Source organism: Roseivivax jejudonensis (assembly GCF_900172265.1).
Classification (GTDB): domain Bacteria; phylum Pseudomonadota; class Alphaproteobacteria; order Rhodobacterales; family Rhodobacteraceae; genus Roseivivax; species Roseivivax jejudonensis.
This window is the reverse complement of the sequence record NZ_FWFK01000003.1, coordinates 186947-203753: the sequence shown is the minus strand read 5'-3', so window position 1 is coordinate 203753 and position 16807 is coordinate 186947. Positions and strand designations below refer to the sequence as shown.

The 16807-nt window shown below is 67.0% G+C and carries 20 protein-coding genes; 7 read left to right on the top strand and 13 right to left on the bottom strand.

Translation table 11 applies throughout. The features are described from left to right. Positions 1-70: 70 nt before the first annotated feature. Positions 71-745, bottom strand: coding sequence for a helix-turn-helix transcriptional regulator (locus ROJ8625_RS08895; protein WP_085791536.1), 675 nt, complete (start codon positions 743-745; stop codon positions 71-73). Between the two features lie 225 nt (positions 746-970). Here ROJ8625_RS08895 and ROJ8625_RS08890 point away from each other — a divergent pair, with 225 nt between their 5' ends. From ROJ8625_RS08890 to ROJ8625_RS08875, 4 genes are read left to right on the top strand one after another with little or no spacing between them, the layout of a single operon-like run. Next, positions 971-1189: a twin-arginine translocase TatA/TatE family subunit gene (locus ROJ8625_RS08890; protein ID WP_043841699.1), complete on the top strand. Its 219-nt coding sequence runs from the start codon at positions 971-973 to the stop codon at positions 1187-1189. Continuing rightward, positions 1190-1651, top strand: coding sequence for a Sec-independent protein translocase protein TatB (gene tatB / locus ROJ8625_RS08885; RefSeq protein ID WP_085791535.1), 462 nt, complete (start codon positions 1190-1192; stop codon positions 1649-1651). Continuing rightward, on the top strand, positions 1648-2529 hold the full coding sequence (gene tatC, locus ROJ8625_RS08880) for a twin-arginine translocase subunit TatC (RefSeq protein WP_085791534.1): 882 nt from the start codon (positions 1648-1650) through the stop codon (positions 2527-2529). The genes tatB and tatC overlap by 4 nt, the downstream gene beginning before the upstream one ends. After that, entirely contained in the window at positions 2526-3365 is an 840-nt protein-coding gene (locus tag ROJ8625_RS08875) for an ATP-binding protein (RefSeq protein ID WP_085791533.1), read from the top strand. The genes tatC and ROJ8625_RS08875 overlap by 4 nt, the downstream gene beginning before the upstream one ends. Positions 3366-3443: 78 nt before the next feature. Here ROJ8625_RS08875 and ROJ8625_RS08870 read toward each other — a convergent pair whose 3' ends face one another. The 6 genes from ROJ8625_RS08870 to purF form a co-directional block, all read right to left on the bottom strand. Beyond that, positions 3444-4691, bottom strand: coding sequence for a peptidoglycan DD-metalloendopeptidase family protein (locus tag ROJ8625_RS08870; RefSeq protein ID WP_234984219.1), 1248 nt, complete (start codon positions 4689-4691; stop codon positions 3444-3446). A 103-nt stretch (positions 4692-4794) separates the two neighbouring features. Further along, positions 4795-5439: a protein-L-isoaspartate(D-aspartate) O-methyltransferase gene (locus ROJ8625_RS08865; RefSeq protein ID WP_085791531.1), complete on the bottom strand. Its 645-nt coding sequence runs from the start codon at positions 5437-5439 to the stop codon at positions 4795-4797. Then, positions 5436-6221, bottom strand: coding sequence for a 5'/3'-nucleotidase SurE (gene surE, locus ROJ8625_RS08860; protein ID WP_085791530.1), 786 nt, complete (start codon positions 6219-6221; stop codon positions 5436-5438). Before surE ends, ROJ8625_RS08865 begins: the two co-directional genes overlap by 4 nt. Before the next feature lie 113 nt (positions 6222-6334). Next, positions 6335-6991 carry an SDR family NAD(P)-dependent oxidoreductase gene (locus tag ROJ8625_RS08855; protein ID WP_085791529.1) on the bottom strand — a complete coding sequence of 219 codons (657 nt, stop codon included), beginning with the start codon at positions 6989-6991 and terminating at the stop codon, positions 6335-6337. A 33-nt stretch (positions 6992-7024) separates the two neighbouring features. Next, positions 7025-7279, bottom strand: a complete 255-nt coding sequence (locus ROJ8625_RS08850) for a hypothetical protein (protein WP_085791528.1) — start codon at positions 7277-7279, stop codon at positions 7025-7027. A 140-nt stretch (positions 7280-7419) separates the two neighbouring features. Further along, positions 7420-8892 carry an amidophosphoribosyltransferase gene (gene purF / locus ROJ8625_RS08845; protein WP_085791896.1) on the bottom strand — a complete coding sequence of 491 codons (1473 nt, stop codon included), beginning with the start codon at positions 8890-8892 and terminating at the stop codon, positions 7420-7422. Between the two features lie 201 nt (positions 8893-9093). Here purF and ROJ8625_RS08840 point away from each other — a divergent pair, with 201 nt between their 5' ends. The 3 genes from ROJ8625_RS08840 to ROJ8625_RS08830 are packed head-to-tail and all read left to right on the top strand — an operon-like array spanning position 9094 to position 11674. After that, positions 9094-10533, top strand: a complete 1440-nt coding sequence (locus ROJ8625_RS08840; protein WP_085791527.1) for a cytochrome ubiquinol oxidase subunit I — start codon at positions 9094-9096, stop codon at positions 10531-10533. Between the two features lie 8 nt (positions 10534-10541). Continuing rightward, positions 10542-11570, top strand: coding sequence for a cytochrome d ubiquinol oxidase subunit II (gene cydB / locus ROJ8625_RS08835; RefSeq protein WP_085791526.1), 1029 nt, complete (start codon positions 10542-10544; stop codon positions 11568-11570). Continuing rightward, positions 11570-11674, top strand: coding sequence for a DUF2474 family protein (locus ROJ8625_RS08830; protein WP_085791525.1), 105 nt, complete (start codon positions 11570-11572; stop codon positions 11672-11674). The genes cydB and ROJ8625_RS08830 overlap by 1 nt, the downstream gene beginning before the upstream one ends. Before the next feature lie 121 nt (positions 11675-11795). On the opposite strand, the gene ROJ8625_RS08825 is transcribed toward ROJ8625_RS08830, so the two are convergent. The 6 genes from ROJ8625_RS08825 to alr all read right to left on the bottom strand — a co-directional run bounded on the left by ROJ8625_RS08825 (position 11796) and on the right by alr (position 16694). Continuing rightward, on the bottom strand, positions 11796-12368 hold the full coding sequence (locus ROJ8625_RS08825; protein ID WP_085791524.1) for a CvpA family protein: 573 nt from the start codon (positions 12366-12368) through the stop codon (positions 11796-11798). Between the two features lie 39 nt (positions 12369-12407). Then, positions 12408-13775, bottom strand: coding sequence for a DNA repair protein RadA (gene radA / locus ROJ8625_RS08820; RefSeq protein WP_085791523.1), 1368 nt, complete (start codon positions 13773-13775; stop codon positions 12408-12410). A 41-nt stretch (positions 13776-13816) separates the two neighbouring features. Continuing rightward, positions 13817-14650: a DNA repair protein gene (locus tag ROJ8625_RS08815; protein WP_085791522.1), complete on the bottom strand. Its 834-nt coding sequence runs from the start codon at positions 14648-14650 to the stop codon at positions 13817-13819. 174 nt (positions 14651-14824) lie between these two features. Further along, positions 14825-15253, bottom strand: coding sequence for a paraquat-inducible protein A (locus tag ROJ8625_RS08810; protein WP_085791895.1), 429 nt, complete (start codon positions 15251-15253; stop codon positions 14825-14827). 5 nt (positions 15254-15258) lie between these two features. Further along, positions 15259-15651 carry a hypothetical protein gene (locus ROJ8625_RS08805; protein WP_085791521.1) on the bottom strand — a complete coding sequence of 131 codons (393 nt, stop codon included), beginning with the start codon at positions 15649-15651 and terminating at the stop codon, positions 15259-15261. A 5-nt stretch (positions 15652-15656) separates the two neighbouring features. Next, positions 15657-16694: an alanine racemase gene (gene alr, locus ROJ8625_RS08800; protein ID WP_085791520.1), complete on the bottom strand. Its 1038-nt coding sequence runs from the start codon at positions 16692-16694 to the stop codon at positions 15657-15659. Positions 16695-16807: the final 113 nt, after the last annotated feature.

The following is a 16807-nucleotide window of genomic DNA, read 5'->3' as shown; positions in this document are numbered from 1 at the left end:
CCATGTTCGAACTCATCGGAATGATCGTCGTCTCTGTCGTGATCGTCGCACGGTTGTCGCACGCGGTGGCCTACACCGACTGAGCGTCGCGCGCCCGGTAATCGGCCAGGCCCTTGCCCGGCTCGTCGACGAACAGCCCTGGCAAGGGCACCAGCGACACGACGCGATCGATGCGGAAGCGGGTGAAGTCGCCTGCGCCCTCGTCCCACGCGATGCACGTCCAGACCCGTCCCCAGTAGTCGACATGCAGCGGCCGTAGGTCGCGCCATTCCGACTCGTCCCGCAGGGACGCGCGCAACTTCTGACGCGCGCGGATCGCGCGACGGATCGCCGGCATGTGCCGAAACCCCTCGGCCGCCTCCGCGAAGGGATACGTGGCGAAGCCGAAACGCTCCGCGGCCATGCCCGTATCCTCGGGCAGGACCGCCTCGATCTTGGCCGACAGGGTGCGTGCGGCCTCGGCCATCTCGACCATGTCGGATGCGCCGACGGCCGCCAGACCCAGGTGCAGCGCCTCGAGTTCGGTTTCCGTCAGGTTGAGCGGCGGAAGCGTGATCGCGGCTCTGGCGCTGTAGCCTTCGCCGCGTGCGCCTTCGACCGGCACGCCGGAGGCAGCCAGCACTTCCATGTCGCGGTAGATCGTGCGCAGCGACACGCCGGTCTCGCGCGCCAGATCCTCGGCTCGATGGATCCGGCCGTCCTGCAATCGGCTCATCAATCGGTAGAGGCGGTCGGCCCGTTTCATGAGCTGTGATTCGCTCCGGTCTGCCTGTGCGTTCGCAGGCATCCTGACAAAAAGCTGACAGCTGACAAGATAGTGACAAACAACTTGCGAAAAACGTGACCGCTGAACCGGCAAAAGCCTCTCCGCCCGCTTTCACGGAGCGCCGGAGTTCTCTAAATACGCGGAGTGAGTTCCGGTGGCGTCGGCGCCGATCGCGCCGTCCCGCCAGCATCGGGGAGAGAGACCATGCTCAACAATATCGGCCTGCCGGGCCTTCTGCTCATCGCCGTGGTGGTGCTCGTGCTCTTCGGACGCGGCAAGATCTCGGGCCTCATGGGCGAGGTAGGCAAGGGCATCACCGCCTTCAAGAAGGGCGTCTCGGACGGCCAGAAGGAGCTCGACGACGACGAGAAGGCAGAGAGCGCCCGTGACGTCACGCCCGAGGAAAAGAAAGACAACGCCTAAATGCTGGACCTTGGCTGGACCGAGCTTCTGGTCATCGGGATCGTGGCGCTGATCGTCGTGGGACCGAAGGACCTGCCGGTGCTCTTCCGCAATGTCGGCCGCTTCATCGGCAAGGCGAAGGGAATGGCGCGCGAGTTCAGCCGCGCGATGAACGACGCCGCCGACGAGTCCGGCTTCAAGGACGCGGCCAACACCTTCAAATCCGCGACCAAACCGATGAGTTCGGCGATGGACGGCGTAAAATCCGCGGCGCGCGACCTCGGGTCGCTGGACGAGGACGGCGACAAGAAGAAGGCCAAGCCTTCGGATCCGGAGGCGGAAGCGAAGCGGCGCAAGATCGAGGCCGCGAGCGCGCGTGCCGCCGCAGAACGCAAACGCCGCGAGGCGGACGAGGCCGCTCGCAAGGCGGACGAACTGGAAGGACGGGCCGCACCGTCCGAGGACAAGGCGGGTGACGCATGAGCGTCCGCGATGACCACGACGAGATCGAAGACAGTTCCGCGCCGCTGATCGAGCATCTGGCGGAACTGCGGACCCGGCTCATCCACTCCGTCGTGGCGTTCATCGTTGGCATGGTGATCTGCTTCACGGTGGCGACCCCGATCTTCAATTTCCTGACGGCGCCGCTCTGTTCGGTGCTGTCCGAGCGTGGCCAGAACTGCGACCTGATCTTCATCTCTCCGCAAGAGGGCTTCTTCGTCGCGGTGAAGGTGTCGCTCCTCGGCGGCTTCATGCTCGCCTTTCCCTACATCGCCAACCAGATGTGGCGCTTCGTGGCGCCGGGGCTCTACCGCTCCGAAAAGGGCGCGTTCCTGCCGTTTCTGGTCGCGTCGCCGTTCATGTTCCTCGCGGGCGCGGCCTTCGCATTCTACGTGGTCACGCCGCTCGCTTACGACTTCTTTCTCGGCTTCCAGCAATTCGGTGCCGAGGGCGAGGCCGTGGTCGGCGAGGAAGTCCGCCAGGGCCTGTCGGTGGTGTTCCAGGGCTCCGCTCAGGAATACCTCAACCTGACCATCAAGTTCATCGTCGCCTTCGGCATGTGCTTCCAGCTGCCGGTGCTGCTCACGCTGATGGGCAAGGCCGGGCTTGTTTCGGCGAAAGGCCTCGGCGACGTGCGGAAATACGCGGTCGTGGGCATCCTCGTGCTCGCCGCTCTGGTGACCCCGCCCGACGTCATCACGCAGATCATCCTTTTCGTGGTCGTATACGGGCTCTACGAAATTTCGATCTTCCTGGTGGCCCGGGTCGAGCGCAAGCGGATCGCAGAACTCAAGGCGCAGGGCCTGTGGTTCGAGGACGAGGACCCGGAGGCAGACGAGGACGAGGACGCCGCGAAGTGAGCGACGAGACCCTCGCCCGGATCGCGGCGGCGCTGGAGCGTCTTGCGCCGCCGCCCGCCGCCGCACCCGACCTCGACGCGGCGGACGCCTTCGTCTGGCACACCGAGCCCGACAGACTCTCGCCCGTGGCGCAGGTGAACCGCGTTCCGCTGGACCTGCTGATCGGGATCGAGCGGACGAAAGAGACATTGCTCGACAACACACTGCGGTTCGCGCGAGGGCTCCCGGCCAACAACGCGTTGCTGTGGGGCGCTCGCGGTATGGGAAAGTCGAGCGTCGTCAAGGCGGTGCATGCGGAGGTTCGCGCATCGGGCGAAGCGCTGAAGCTGGTCGAGCTTCTGCGTGAGGATCTGCCCACGGTCGGGCGGCTCCTGGGGCATTTGCGCGAGACACCTCATCGCGTTCTGCTGTTCTGCGACGACCTTTCGTTCGGTCACGACGATCAGCATTACAAGAGCTTGAAGGCTGTTCTTGACGGCGGGGTCGAGGGTCGTCCGGACAACGTGCTGTTCTACGCGACCTCGAACCGCCGTCATCTCATGCCCCGCGACATGATCGAGAACGAGCGCTCCACCGCGATAAGCCCTTCCGAGGCCGTCGAAGAGAAAGTGTCGCTGTCGGACCGTTTCGGGCTCTGGATGGGCTTTCACCCGTGCACGCAGGACGAATACCTCGAGATGATCGAGGGCTACTGCATGGCGCACGGCCTGACGATGGATGCAGACACGCTGCGCGCCGAGGCGATCGAATGGCAGGCCACGCGGGGCGCGCGGTCCGGCCGCGTCGCCTGGCAGTTCTTTACCGATCTGGCGGGACGCCACGGCGTCCGCGTCTAGACGCGGACGCGTCTCGGGTCTCACTTGCCAGTTTGACGGCTCCTGCTTTGCAGGGCCGCCCGCGCGGCCCGGTTCGGGTCAGCCTTGCAGGTAGGTCATCGGATCGACGCTCTCGAAGCCGTCGCGCACCTCGAAGTGCATCCGCGCCGGATCGCCCTGCATCACGCGCCCGATCGACTGGCCGCGGCTGACGCTGTCGCCCTTCGAGACGCTGATCCCGTCGATATGCGTGTAGACCGTCAGAAGGTCGCCCGGGTGCTTGACCACGAGAATCGGGATATCGTCGGTATTGGTGGTGATCGCGGCCACCGTGCCGTCCGCGGCGGCCTTCACAGGGGTGCCCGCAGACGCCGCGATGTCGATCCCGTCGTTCCGGCCCTTGGCATATTCGCGGATGATGCTGCCCGAAACCGGCATCAGGAATTCGCCGCCTTCCGACGCACTGGCGCGCGTGGTCTCCCCGATATCCGGCGCCTCGGTGTCGGGTGGCGGCGGCGGAGCGGCAGCGGCGGTGCGCGGCTCCGGCGTCTCCTGCGGCAACGGCTGTGCGGAGGATGGCGGCGTCGGTGTGGGCGAGCCGCGACCCGGCTCCGTAACCGGTTCGGTCGCGACCGCGGCGCTGGCGCTCGCCTCGCGGCGCGGTTCGGTCGCCACCGGGATCATCAGGTACTGCCCTTCGCGGAGCGTGAAGTTCTGGTCGAGCCCGTTCCACTCGGCCAGCGCGCGGGGCGTGACATTGTAGAGGCGCGCGATGGTAAACGCGGTCTCGCCGCGCTCGACCTGGTGCCGGACCGGTTCCACTCCGTCCTGGTTCGACGCGGACGGAGTCGGCCGGGGCGATTGCGATGCCGACGTCTGCGGCGCGCGGTCGAGGGCGTTGCCGGCCAGCGTCGTGATGTCGACCGACCCGGGCGAGCCGAGCGGCGCGGTGGACACGGCGCCGGTCGCGGCCGAGGGTTCGGCCACGCGCCGCGGCAGAGCGAGGATTTCGCCCTCGCGAAGGGTGTCGCCGGTCTGGATGCCGTTGAAATCGGCAAGCTCCTGCGGCGGCATCCCGATGCGCCGGGCGACGTCGGTCACCGTGTCGCCGCGCCGGGCCACGACGACCTGGTAGCTCGGGTAGGAGATCACGCCGCGATCGTCGGGCTCGGGTCGGTCAGCGGTCGCGCTCACGGCGGCCATCGACGTATCGACCGATCCGCCGAGGCGGCCGCGCATGTCGAGGTCCATCGGGCCCTGGCACGCGGCCAGCACCATCAGGGCGCTACCGGCCAGCGCGAGGCGCGGCAGACGGACTCCGTCGGGTCTGAGACTGCTCTGGCGCATCCTGTCCATCCTCGTGTGCGCCCCTTGTCTCCGGGACGTCATGGAGATCGTGCGACTTGCCTGCGTCGCGCTGCGACCCCCGTTCCTCTCCGCCGCGTGGCTGTCACGGCTCGTTGCCCAGCCCTTCGACCAGCGGGACGAAGCGGACCGGGCGCAACTCGTCATAGTCGAATCCGTCTTCGGTGCGTGTCACCCGGATCAGGCTCTGCACCGCGTCGGACTGCCCAACCGGCAGCACCATGATACCGCCGATCTTCAACTGGGCCAAGAGCGGGCCGGGCGGATCCTCTGCCGCGGCTGTCACCACGATGCGATCGAACGGCGCCTGGTCGGGCAGGCCCCGGCTGCCGTCGGCGATCAGCGCGGTGATGTTCACGAAACCCAGCCGTTCGAACACCTCGCGCGCCTCTGTCACCAGCCGCCGGTGCCGGTCGATCGTGTAGACCCGGCGGGCAAGGCTCGACAGGATTGCGGCCTGGTAGCCCGAGCCTGTCCCGATCTCGAGCACCTTGTCGCGGCTCGTGACCTGCAGGGCCTGCGTCATCAGGCCGACGACCGAGGGCTGCGAGATCGTCTGTCCGCAGGCGATGGGCAGCGGCGTGTCCTCGTAGGCGCGATCGGTGAAATAGTGGCGTATGAAGGCGGCGCGGTCGATCTTTTCCATCGCGGTCAACACCGCGCGGTCGGTCACTCCGCGAGAGCGCAGCGCGAAGAGGAACTGCATCTTGCGCTCCGCCTCGTCGCTCATTCGAGCAGCTCTCCGAGCGTGGAGATGGTGTCATGGGCGGTCAGGTCCGCGCGCATCGGCGTCACGCTGATCCAGCCGTCGAGGTTGACGGTGGCGTCGGTGTCGGGGCCGGTCGGGCGCTGCTGGTCGCCGCCGCGGATCCACAGAAAGCGCCGTCCGGCGGGCGACAGCTGCGGCTCGACCGCGAAACCGGTGCCGTCGCGGCGGCCTTGCCGCACGACGCGCGTCCCCTTCACGTCCGCTGCGGGGACAGGGGGAAAGTTGACGTTGTAGAACAGCCGGTAGTCCGGCCCGGGTTCGCTGCCGAAGTCGAGCAGCCGGCGCAGGAGCGCCGCGCCGTGGTATCGCGCGGCCTCGAACGGATCCTCGGCGCGGAAATTGGCGGGGCCGTAGTACTGCGACATCGCGACGGCCGGCAGGCCCTGGAGCGCGCCCTCCATAGCCCCGCCGAGCGTCCCGGAATAGAGCGCGTTTTCGGCCGAATTGTTGCCGCGGTTGACGCCGGAGAGCACGAGGTCCGGCGGCGCGTCCTTCATCACGTCATGGATGGCGACGAGCACGCAATCGGCCGGACTGCCCTCCGCGGCGAAGCGACGCGGCGCCAGTTCGCTGACCATCATCGGTCGCGTGTAGGAAATGCAATGGGCGACGCCCGACTGCTCGAACGCGGGGGCAACCGTCCAGACTTCGCCGTCGCCGCCCGCCAGTTCGGACGCGATCGCGTGCAGCGTCTCCAGTCCCGGCGCGTTGATGCCGTCGTCGTTGGTGATGAGAATGCGCATGAGGTCCTGCCCGGGTTTTGCCACTTCCTAGAAAATGCGCGGGCAGGGGGCAAGCATCGGGGCCGGTTCCGTCTGGCCGCTATGGCGGATCGAGCGGCTGTCGGGCGTTCCGATCAGGCGGCGAGCACACCGATGTCGGACAGAAGGCGGCGCGCCTCCTCGCGTGGGTCGGCCAGCGCGGACTTGTCCTCACCGGGAAAGAAGCGCGCCCGCATCGCCGTGGGCATGGGTCGCGGCGTCACGACATCGACGCGGGGGCCGATGTTTGCCGTCTCGGCGGCCCACGAGCGTGCAAGGGCGATCTGCGCGGATTTCGTCGCGCCGTAATTGCCGAAGAACTTGGCACCGGTCGCGGAATCGTCGGCGAAGAACACGGCGCGGCCGGACGGGCCGAGCAGGGGGGCGATGTAGGGGACGAGATGACCCATCGCGGTGACGTTGACCGCGATCGCCTTCTGCCAGTCCTTGGCCGCGATGTGGTCCGCCGGGCCGAGAGGGCCGGCCTCGATCGCGGTGTGACACCAAAGCGCGGCTCCGCCCCAGCGGTCGTGGATCGACCGGCAGAGCTGCGCCATCGCCTCGGGGATTGTCACGTCCATCGGCGCGAGGGTCGCCGCGCCGCCGGCCGCCTTGATCCTGTCGTCGAGATCCTCGAGCGCGCCGACCGTCCGTGCGACGGCGACGACGTGATGCGTGGGCGCCAGCGTCTCTGCGAGGGCAAAGCCGAGGCCGCGCGAGGCGCCTGTGACGAGTGCGACGGGATCAGACATGGACCGCGCCTTTGGCGGGTCGCCGCGCGGATGTCAATCGCCGGGGATTTCGATCCAGCGCGAACGGCCGTTGCGGGCAAGCGCAATGCGATCGGCATCGATCGACACGACGTGGTCGCGCCCGATCCGGGTGCCACGGGTCACCCGGGCGGTGCGCCCGTCCGGCAGGCGGATCAGCGCTTGGCGCGCCTCTTCGCTGCCGAAGACACCGAGGAGGATGGTCTCGCGGCGCGAGAACTGCGCGGGCCGAGTGGCAGAGCGGGCGACGGTGGCAGGGGTGTCGGACATGGTCGGAAAGCTCGAGTCGAAAGCTGGGTTGAGACCCGTCGCTTAGCCGCTCTCGATGTCGTCGGGAAGGCGGTCCGCAGCCGGACGCAAGGGCATCGGCGGAGTGGCGCCGGTGCTGATAACCACCGGATTTCCGGAGGTTACTCGGCCGCCTTCAGACGGAAGCCCTTCTCGATCTGGTCCGACGGTTCGACGGGGTATTCCCCGGAAAAACACGCGTCGCAGTATTGTGGCCGGTTGGGATCACGGCCCTTCGCCTCGCCCACTGCGCGGTAGAGACCGTCGAGCGAAATGAAACGCAGGCTGTCGACCGCGAGATGCGCGCACATCTCGTCTTCGGACATCGTGGCGGCAAGAAGTTTTTCGCGCTGTGGCGTGTCGACCCCGTAGAAACACGGCCATGCCGTTGGCGGCGACGCGATGCGGAAATGCACCTCGGCCGCGCCGGCATCGAGGATCATCTCCTTGATCTTGCGCGAGGTCGTGCCGCGCACCACCGAGTCGTCCACGAGGATCACCCGCTTGCCGCGGATCAGCGCACGGTTGACGTTGAGCTTGAGCCGCACGCCCATGTTCCGGATCTGCTCGGTCGGTTCGATGAAGGTCCGGCCCATGTACTGGTTGCGGACGATGCCCATCGCGTAGGGAATGCCCGATTCCTGGCTGTAGCCGATGGCCGCCGGCGTGCCCGAGTCGGGAACGGGGCAGACGAGGTCGGCCTCGACCGGTGCTTCACGCGCCAGTTCGACGCCGATCTGGCGGCGCGTCTCGTAGACCGATCGCCCGCCGATGATCGAGTCGGGGCGCGAGAAGTAGACATGCTCGAAAATACAGAACCGCGCCCTTTGCGGGCGGAAGGGACGCAGGCTCTCGACGCCGCCTTCGGGGGTGATGACCACCATCTCGCCGGGCTCGATCTCGCGCACAAACTCCGCGCCGATGATGTCGAGCGCACAGGTCTCGGACGACAGGACCCAGCCGTCGCCGACCCGGCCGAGAACCAGCGGGCGTACGCCCAGCGGGTCACGTACGCCAATGAGTTTCGTACGGGTCATCGCCACGACCGAGAACGCGCCCTCGACGCGCCGGAGCGCATCTTCCATCCGCGAGGGAATGTCGCGCTGCAGGGACCGTGCCATCAGGTGGATGATGCACTCGCTGTCCGACGAGGACTGGAAGATCGACCCGCGATCGATCAGCTCGCGCCGCAGCGAGTCGGCGTTGGTGATGTTGCCGTTGTGCGCGATCGCCGCGCCGCCCATCGAGAACTCGCCGAAGAACGGCTGCACGTCGCGAATTTGCGTCGGCCCCTTCGACCCGGAGGTCGAGTAGCGCACGTGTCCGATCCCGAGAGTGCCGGGCAGCGTTTCCATAACCGACTGGCTCGTGAAGGTATCGCGCACGTAGCCGAACCGGCGCGCCGAGCTGAAGCCGTGATCGGGGGCGTAGGTGACGATGCCGCCGGCTTCCTGTCCGCGATGCTGCAGCGCATGGAGACCGAGCGCGACGAAATTGGCCGCGTCCGACACGCCGACGACACCGAACACCCCGCATTCCTCGTGCAGTTTGTCGGCCTCGACTGCGTCGAAATCGAAGGGATGGGAAGGCGGCAGTGAAGGGGTCAAGTGAGAGACTCCGATCCGTCTCGTTACTGCGGCTATCTAGGGGAAGGCGGCCGGCTTGTCACGCCTCTGTCACGGACACGTCGGGCGCGCGGCCAAAAAAACTGCGGCCAGTTGGCGCATAACGGGCGACTTGCGCATCCAAGCGCCTAAGTCCAAGCCGAAACAACAGCATCGCCACGAGGTTCGGACATGGAAACGTTTCTTGGCATGGATGCCGTCATGCTCGCGCGCATCCAATTCGCGTTCACCGTCGCGTTCCATTTCATCTTTCCAGCATTCACCATCGGCCTCGCTAGTTTCCTCGCGGTGCTGAACGGCTGGTATCTCTGGTCGAAGGACGAGGCGTATCTCTACCTGTTCAATTTCTGGGTAAAGATCTTCGCGATCAGTTTCGCGATGGGCGTCGTGTCCGGGATTGTCATGTCCTACCAGTTCGGCACCAACTGGTCGGTCTTTTCGGACCGCACAGGCCCGGTCCTCGGCCCGCTCATGGCCTACGAGGTGCTGACCGCCTTCTTCCTTGAGGCCGGCTTCCTCGGGATCATGCTGTTCGGGCGCGACAAGGTAGGCAACACCCTGCACATGGTGGCGACGCTCATGGTCGCGATCGGCACGGCCGTGTCGGCCACCTGGATCCTGTCGGTCAATTCGTGGATGCACACGCCGGCCGGTTTCGGGATCAACGACGCCGGGCAGTTCGTGCCGGAGAACTGGTGGGAGGTCATCTTCAACCCGTCCTTCCCGTACCGCCTCGCGCACACGCTCACCGCGGCGTACCTGACGACGGCATTCATCGTCGGCGGTGTCGGAGCATGGCATCTGCTGAACGGACGGCGCCAGAATAAGGGCGTGCGCAAGATGTTCTCGATGGCGATGTGGATGGCCGCGATCGTCGCGCCGCTGCAGATCGTCCTCGGACACGAGCACGGCCTGAACACCTACGAGTACCAGCCGACCAAAGTGCTGGCGATGGAGGGGCATTTCGAAACGCACGAGAACGGTATCCCGCTCTACCTCTTCGGGATCCCCAACCAGGAGGAAGGCCGGCTCGACTACGCGGTCGGAATCCCCAAGATCGGCGGGCCGATCCTCGGCAAGGGCTGGAACGCGTCGATGGAAGGGCTCGATGCCGTGCCGGACGACGAGGAGCCGCCGGTGGCGATGGTGTTCTGGTCGTTCCGCATCATGGTCGGCATCGGCATGCTCATGGTCGGCGTGGGGGCGTGGTCGCTGTGGTCGCGCTACCGGCGCAAGCTCTACGACGATACGTGGCTGCACCGCGCCGCGCTGGTGATGGGACCGTCCGGCCTGGTGGCCGTGATCGCCGGCTGGATCACCACCGAGGTCGGCCGTCAGCCCTACGTGGTCTACGGAGAGATGATGACCTCCGAGGCCGTGTCGCCGATCGAGGCCGATGCCGTCGGTGCGTCCCTCCTCGCCTTCATCGTGATCTATTTCGCGGTGTTCGGGGCGGGCGTCGGATACCTCATCAAGCTGATGCGCAAGACGCCGGATCGCGCCGCCTACGAGGACGATATCGAGAGTGGGCCGATTCGCAGCGCGGGCATCGTTCCCGGTACCCAGATGCCGCGGCCCAAGGGCCGGACTGACCAGCAGCCTGCGGAGTGATCTGAGAAATGGACGGACTTGCGACTTCTTTCGATCTCACCATCGCCTGGGCGCTCCTGCTCGCCTTTGCCGTCTACGTCTACGTCGTGCTGGATGGCTTCGACCTCGGGATCGGGATCCTCTACCCGTTCTTTCGGAACAAGGAGGATCGCGACCTGATGATGAACTCGGTCGCCCCGGTCTGGGACGGCAACGAGACGTGGCTGGTCCTTGGCGGCGGCGGGTTGTTCGCGGCCTTCCCGCTGGCCTACGCGATCATCCTGCCGGCGCTTTACCCGCCAATCATCGCGATGTTGCTGGCGCTGATCTTCCGCGGTGTCGCGTTCGAGTTCCGCTGGAAGGCCGCGTCGAGCTTCAGCAAGTGGTTCTGGGACGGCGCATTCATCGGCGGCTCGACGGTCGCCGCCTTGGCGCAGGGTATCACGCTGGGGGCGCTGCTTCAGGGCATCGACGTCGACGGCCGGAGCTACGGCGGCGGCTGGTGGGACTGGCTGACGCCGTTCTCGATTCTGACCGGGGTGTCGGTCGTGCTGGGATATGCGTTCATGGGGGCGTGCTGGCTGAACATGAAGCTCGAGGGTGACATCCAGCTCAAGATCCGCAACATGGCGCGGCTGTTCGGGATCGCGACCGTGGCCTGCATCGTGGCGGTCAGCCTCGCGACGCCATTCCTCGAACAGGAATACTTCTCGCGCTGGTTCAGCTTCCCGGCGGCGCTTGTCGTCGCGCCGGTGCCGATCATGGTCGGCGTGCTGGCATGGGCGCTTTGGACCACGATCACCCGTGACGGTCGCGACTGGCTGCCGTTCGTGCTGACGATCGCGCTCTTCGGGTTGTGTTTCGTCGGACTGGGCGTGTCGATGTGGCCCTACATCATTCCGCCGGCAGTCTCGATCTACGACGCGGCCAGCCCGGCCAAGTCGCAGCTCTTCATGTTCGTGGGCGCGATCGTTCTGGTCCCGATCATCCTTGCCTATTCCGGCTACGCCTATTGGGTGTTCCGCGGCAAGCTGAAGGTCGGGGAGGGCTATCACTGATGTCCGACCGCGCGAAACGACTGGGCTGGTTCGTTCTGATCTGGGCGCTCTCCGTAGGGTCGCTCGCAATCGTCGCCTACGGCATCCGGCTGATGATCCTGTGAGGCAGGGCGCCGGCCCGTCGTGGCCGGCGCGTCTCGTGCCAAAGAGCTTCCCGACAGTCCGATCAGACGGCCGCCGAGACGCGCCTCCGGCTAGCATTGGTAAAGATGCAGAGGAGCCGGATCAGGCGTCGCTCGGACCCGGCACGGCGCAGACACCGACCAGTTCCTCGTATTGCGTCGTGATCCAGCCGAGGGCCTGATCGGGGTTCTGCGACTCGATCCGGTCGGTGAACTGCGAAAAGACCGCGGCCGAGCGGCTGTTTTCGACCATTTCGACCGTCTGGGTGGTCACCACCGTTTCGTAGACGAAAAAGCCGACCGCCACGAGCAGGATGCCGCGCGCGACGCCGAACAGAAACCCGAGGCCCTGATCGAGCCCACCGAGGGCGGAGCGTTGCACGAGGCTCGAGAAGACGGGCGTGAATAGCGAAACCACGATCAGCGCCAGCGCAAAGACCGCAGCGAAGGCCGCGATGATCGACAGCTCGCAGCTGTCCGCGAGAAACTCGCCGACGACCGGCAGCTCCTTGACAAGCGGCTGTGCCTGCGGCGCGAACATGAAGGCGAGAATGGCCGCGGCGACCCAGCCGAGGATCGCCAGAACCTCGCGCACCAGGCCGCGAGAATAGGCGAGAAGCGCTGACAGAACGATGACGACAGCCACCACGGCGTCGAGTGCGGTGAAGCCTTCCATGGTCCTGCCTATCCGTCCTCTGCTCGGATCGCGCCTGTATCAGCCGGCGCCGAAAATTTCGCCCACGAAAGCAGCGAGGTCGCCCATCTCGGTGAGCGCGATCCCCGCCGCGTCGCCGGACTTGCCGCCCCTCGGCGCGATCGCAGCGGTGAAACCAAGTTTCCGCGCCTCTTTCAACCTGTTTTCGGTCTGGGCGACGGGGCGTAGCGCACCGGAGAGAGAGATCTCGCCGAAAACGACGGTCTCGGCGGGCAGGGCGCTGTCCTCGCGGGCCGAGAGCAGCGCCGCGGCCACAGCGAGGTCTGCGGCCGGCTCGGACACTTTCATGCCGCCGGCCACGTTCAGGTAGACGTCGAGACCGGCGAACGGGATCCCGCAGCGCGCCTCGAGAACGGCAAGGATCATGGCCAGCCGCCCCCCGTCCCAACCGACGACCGTGCGGCGCGGCTGTGCCTGTGGCGTCGGCGCGACGAGCGCCTGCATCTCGCACAAGACCGGGCGGGTGCCCTCGATCCCGGCGAAGACCACCGAGCCGGGCGCCGGCGTCCCGCGCTCGGACAGGAAAAGGGCGGAGGGGTTCGCGACTTCGGCCAATCCGGCGCCCGTCATCTCGAAAACGCCGATCTCGTCCGCGGGGCCGAAGCGGTTCTTCACCGCGCGCAGGATCCGGAACTGATGGCCGCGTTCACCCTCGAAGTAGAGCACGGTGTCGACCATGTGCTCCACCACGCGAGGTCCGGCGATCTGGCCCTCTTTCGTGACGTGCCCGACCAGGACGACGGCGGCGCCGCGCCGCTTGGCGAACGAGGTCAGCTCGTGCGCGGCCGCGCGAACCTGCGTAACGCTGCCCGGCGCGCTGTCGACGTTGTCGGCCCACATGGTCTGGATCGAGTCGATCACCACGAGATCCGGCCGCTCGGTGTCGAGCGTGGCGAGGATGTCGCGCAGGTTCGTCTCGGCTCCGAGCTGAACCGCCGCATTCCCCAGGCCGAGCCGTTCGGCCCGCATCCGCACCTGTGCAGAGGCTTCCTCGCCCGAGATGTAGACGACCCGCAGGCCGGCCGCGGCGAACGCCGCCGCGCCCTGCAGAAGCAGGGTGGACTTTCCTATGCCGGGGTCGCCGCCGACGAGGATCGCGCTGCCGGGCACGAGCCCGCCTCCCAGCACGCGATCGAGTTCGGCCATCGCGCTCGCCGTGCGCGGTGGCGGTGCCTCTGCGTGCCCGAGATCGGTGAGCGGAACGCTTCGTCCCTTCGACGCGCCGAGCGTTTTTGACGGCGGACCGGCCGCGGCGGCGCGTTCTTCCTGGATGGTGTTCCATTCGCCGCACGCCTCGCAGCGGCCCGACCACTTGGATGTGGTGTTGCCGCAGGCGGAACAGACGAAGACGGCAGAAGATCGGGCCATGAGCGGCGCCTTACCCCGCCCGGAGGCGGGGCTTCAAGCGCTCACTCGGCCGCGCGCTGGTTCAGGATCGACACGATGCGCGCGTCGTCCTGATGTGGTTCGGCTTCCCGCTGTGCGGCGACCTGCGGATCGACGCTGTCGACCTCGCGCAGCGTCGGGGCATCGTCGCGTCCGTTCAACTCCGGCAGGATCTCCGTCAGTTCGTCGCAGAGCCGCGCAAGCTGCGATTCGGCGACCGCCTCGTCAAGCTCGACGCGATCGAGCCAGCCGCGCATGTCGGTCGCCACCGACTTGGCATGCGCCAGGCGACGGTTGAAGTCTTCCACCTCCTGCTGGCGCTGGATGAGGAAGTCGCGCGCGCGTGCGACGTTGCGATCGGAGTAGACATGCGCAAGGTCGCGCGACAGATGGCTCATCTGTGCCGCGATCTCGAGCACCGAGGGTTCCAGGTCCGACAGGTCGGGATGCTCGCGCAGGAAGGCCATGCGCTCGCGGATCGAGTCGAACTCGGACTTCAGCGTGAACACGCCCTCGCGGTCGGCATGGTGCGCGACCTGGTAGGCCTGCGCGACGTCGTGCATGCCGATGTGAAAGCGGCGATGCGACGTCTCGAGTGCCATGATCCGCGCGTTCGACGGCAGCCAGAAGCACAGCGCGATGGCAAGGACCGTGATCCCGATTTGCAGCGTGACGCCGGCACCGGCGTAGGTCGTCGTCCCGAAGGTCAGTGGAAGCTCAAGCCACGCGGCCAGTCCGAGCGCGCAAGCGGCGGTGTAGCCGGCGAGGCCGAGGGCCAGCAGCACGAGCGAAATCATCGCAAGCCGCTGCATGAGATATTGCACCAGGAGAAAGCTGGTTCGTGCGGTAGCAATCATTTTCGCGCCCTCGTCTGCTGGTCGCGCATAAATCAACATGCGCGATTTTATGCCGAACGCGCCAAATCTCCTAAGGTTTCTTTAACTTGGGGGATTGAACTCTCTGTGACGCGCCGCGGACACAGATTCGGCGGCGTCTGTTGCGCGTTTGCGCACAATGTTGTGCCGGCGCGCTTATTTGACCCGGGTCCAGCCCAGAATGAGCGCGGCCAGGACGCAAATCGTGAAGAGGTAGAGGCCCCATGCGGTTTCCACCCGGCCGACACCGATTCCCTTCACTGCCGCTACGTAAACCGCGATCAGGAAGACATCGGCCATGGCGAGGCGCCCGACAAGCTGCAGCGTGGCGTGCGCGCGCGAGCCGAGCGGCCGGACCGTCACCAGGGCGAGCCCGAGGAGCTTCAGGTACGGCAAGACGATCGCCAAAAGTGCCACGAGAAGCGCGAGCGCACGATCCGTCTCCCACAATGCGGCGAGGCCGGACAGGACGCTGATCTCGGACAGCCCGAAGAGCGGCAGAAATCCGGCCCGCAGGAGCGGCGCCGTCCAGGCAACCGGGTAGAGCAGAGCCAGGACCGCAATCAGACCGAGCCGAACGCGCAGAGCCGTCACGCGATCTGCGCCGCGAGCCAGAGGCCCAGCAGCACCAGAATAAGAAGCCCGTGGAGCACGTCGATCCAGCGGGCCCGCACGCCCGGGGCGATTGCCGAAAGCACGAGGAGCGCCGAGGCCGTCAGGGGCAGACCCAGCCCGCCGCCGAGGGTCAGGCTGCGCGCTGCCCAGCGGTAGAGCCCCGTGCCGGCAAGCCCGAGCGCGGGGGCGAACACGGTCAGCGTGATCGCGGCGGCCAGAAGCGCGGCGAGCAGCGCGAGCACGCGCGCGAGCCCGCGCCCGAAGACGACGCGCAGCAGCGCGAGCACGAGCACCGCCTCCGGCAGCACGAATTTCTGGGCGAGAAACAGCGACGCCACCGGCCAGCTGGTCTGTAGAAGCGGGCTCATCCGCGCTAGCCGCCGACGTAGCGCCGCGCGTAGCGGTCGCCGAGCGCCGTCAGGATTTCGTATCCGATGGTGCCGGCGGCGTCGGCCACCGTGTCGATCGACTGGTGGCGCCCGAGGACCTCGATGCTCGGCGGCGGCGCCGGTGCGTCGGTCACGTCCACGCCGATCAGATCCATCGAGATCCGCCCGACGACCTTGCACCGCGTCTCGCCGGCATAGACCCAGGCGTCCGGCGCCATGATGCGGTGGATGCCATCGGCATAGCCGGCGGCGATCGTCGCGATGCGGGACGGACGCTCGGCGATCCAGGCGTTGCCGTAGCCGACGCTTTCGCCGGGCGCGACGTCCCGGGTCTGGATGACCGGCACGTCGAGATGCACCACCGGCTGTGCGTCGATGAAGGGCATGCCGCCGTAGAGACCGATCCCGGGCCGCGCCACGTCGAACTGGTACTCGCGCCCGAGCAGGATGCCGCCCGTGGCCGAGAGCGACCGCCGCGCCGAAAGCCCGTCGGTCATCTCGTGAAACCGGCGCAGCTGCGCGAGGTTCATCTCGTGCGCCGGGGTGTCGGAGCAGGCGAGGTGGCTCATGATGAGACGCGGGGTCTGCGCCATGGCGATGTCGCGCAGGGCGGACCACTCGGCCTCTTCCATGCCCAGCCGGTTCATCCCGGTATCGAGCTGTATGCCGAACGGATGGTCGGGCAGCGCTTCGACGTGCATCACCATCTGGTCGATCGAATTGAGCATCGGCACGAGGCGCGCCCCGGAAATCAGTCGGGCGTCGCCATCCATATGGCCATTGAAGACGCAGATTTCCACGCCTGCGCCAAGGATTTCGCGCAGATCCGCGCCTTCCTCCGCTGTGGCGACGAAAAAGGTCCGCGCGCCTTCCTGGGCGAGCACCAACGCGACGCGATCCACGCCGAGCCCGTAGGCGTCCGCCTTGACGACGGCGCCGGTCTCCCCGCTCATCTGGCGGTCGAGGTTGCGCCAGTTCGTCTTCAGCGCGTCGAGGTCGATGGTTAGCAGCGGTCGAGCCATGCGCGCTGTTTGGCATGGCGACCGGCCGGGTCAAGCCGTTTTCGCCCTCGGGTCCCGCTCTGCGGGCTGTGGACAAGTCTGGGGGCGCGCAGCGCCTCACGCGCGTCGCGGGC

Coding starts and splice junctions, on each gene's coding strand:
- ROJ8625_RS08870 (WP_234984219.1), bottom strand. CDS start 4,691: ATGCGCCAGAGCAGTCTCAGACCCGACGGAGTCCGTCTGCCGCGCCTC.
- tatB (WP_085791535.1), top strand. CDS start 1,190: ATGCTGGACCTTGGCTGGACCGAGCTTCTGGTCATCGGGATCGTGGCG.
- cydB (WP_085791526.1), top strand. CDS start 10,542: ATGGACGGACTTGCGACTTCTTTCGATCTCACCATCGCCTGGGCGCTC.
- ROJ8625_RS08830 (WP_085791525.1), top strand. CDS start 11,570: ATGTCCGACCGCGCGAAACGACTGGGCTGGTTCGTTCTGATCTGGGCG.
- ROJ8625_RS08855 (WP_085791529.1), bottom strand. CDS start 6,991: ATGTCTGATCCCGTCGCACTCGTCACAGGCGCCTCGCGCGGCCTCGGC.
- ROJ8625_RS08815 (WP_085791522.1), bottom strand. CDS start 14,650: ATGATTGCTACCGCACGAACCAGCTTTCTCCTGGTGCAATATCTCATG.
- ROJ8625_RS08805 (WP_085791521.1), bottom strand. CDS start 15,651: ATGAGCCCGCTTCTACAGACCAGCTGGCCGGTGGCGTCGCTGTTTCTC.
- ROJ8625_RS08865 (WP_085791531.1), bottom strand. CDS start 5,439: ATGAGCGACGAGGCGGAGCGCAAGATGCAGTTCCTCTTCGCGCTGCGC.
- ROJ8625_RS08895 (WP_085791536.1), bottom strand. CDS start 745: ATGAAACGGGCCGACCGCCTCTACCGATTGATGAGCCGATTGCAGGAC.
- ROJ8625_RS08850 (WP_085791528.1), bottom strand. CDS start 7,279: ATGTCCGACACCCCTGCCACCGTCGCCCGCTCTGCCACTCGGCCCGCG.
- ROJ8625_RS08825 (WP_085791524.1), bottom strand. CDS start 12,368: ATGGAAGGCTTCACCGCACTCGACGCCGTGGTGGCTGTCGTCATCGTT.
- ROJ8625_RS08890 (WP_043841699.1), top strand. CDS start 971: ATGCTCAACAATATCGGCCTGCCGGGCCTTCTGCTCATCGCCGTGGTG.
- alr (WP_085791520.1), bottom strand. CDS start 16,694: ATGGCTCGACCGCTGCTAACCATCGACCTCGACGCGCTGAAGACGAAC.
- surE (WP_085791530.1), bottom strand. CDS start 6,221: ATGCGCATTCTCATCACCAACGACGACGGCATCAACGCGCCGGGACTG.
- ROJ8625_RS08840 (WP_085791527.1), top strand. CDS start 9,094: ATGGAAACGTTTCTTGGCATGGATGCCGTCATGCTCGCGCGCATCCAA.
- radA (WP_085791523.1), bottom strand. CDS start 13,775: ATGGCCCGATCTTCTGCCGTCTTCGTCTGTTCCGCCTGCGGCAACACC.
- tatC (WP_085791534.1), top strand. CDS start 1,648: ATGAGCGTCCGCGATGACCACGACGAGATCGAAGACAGTTCCGCGCCG.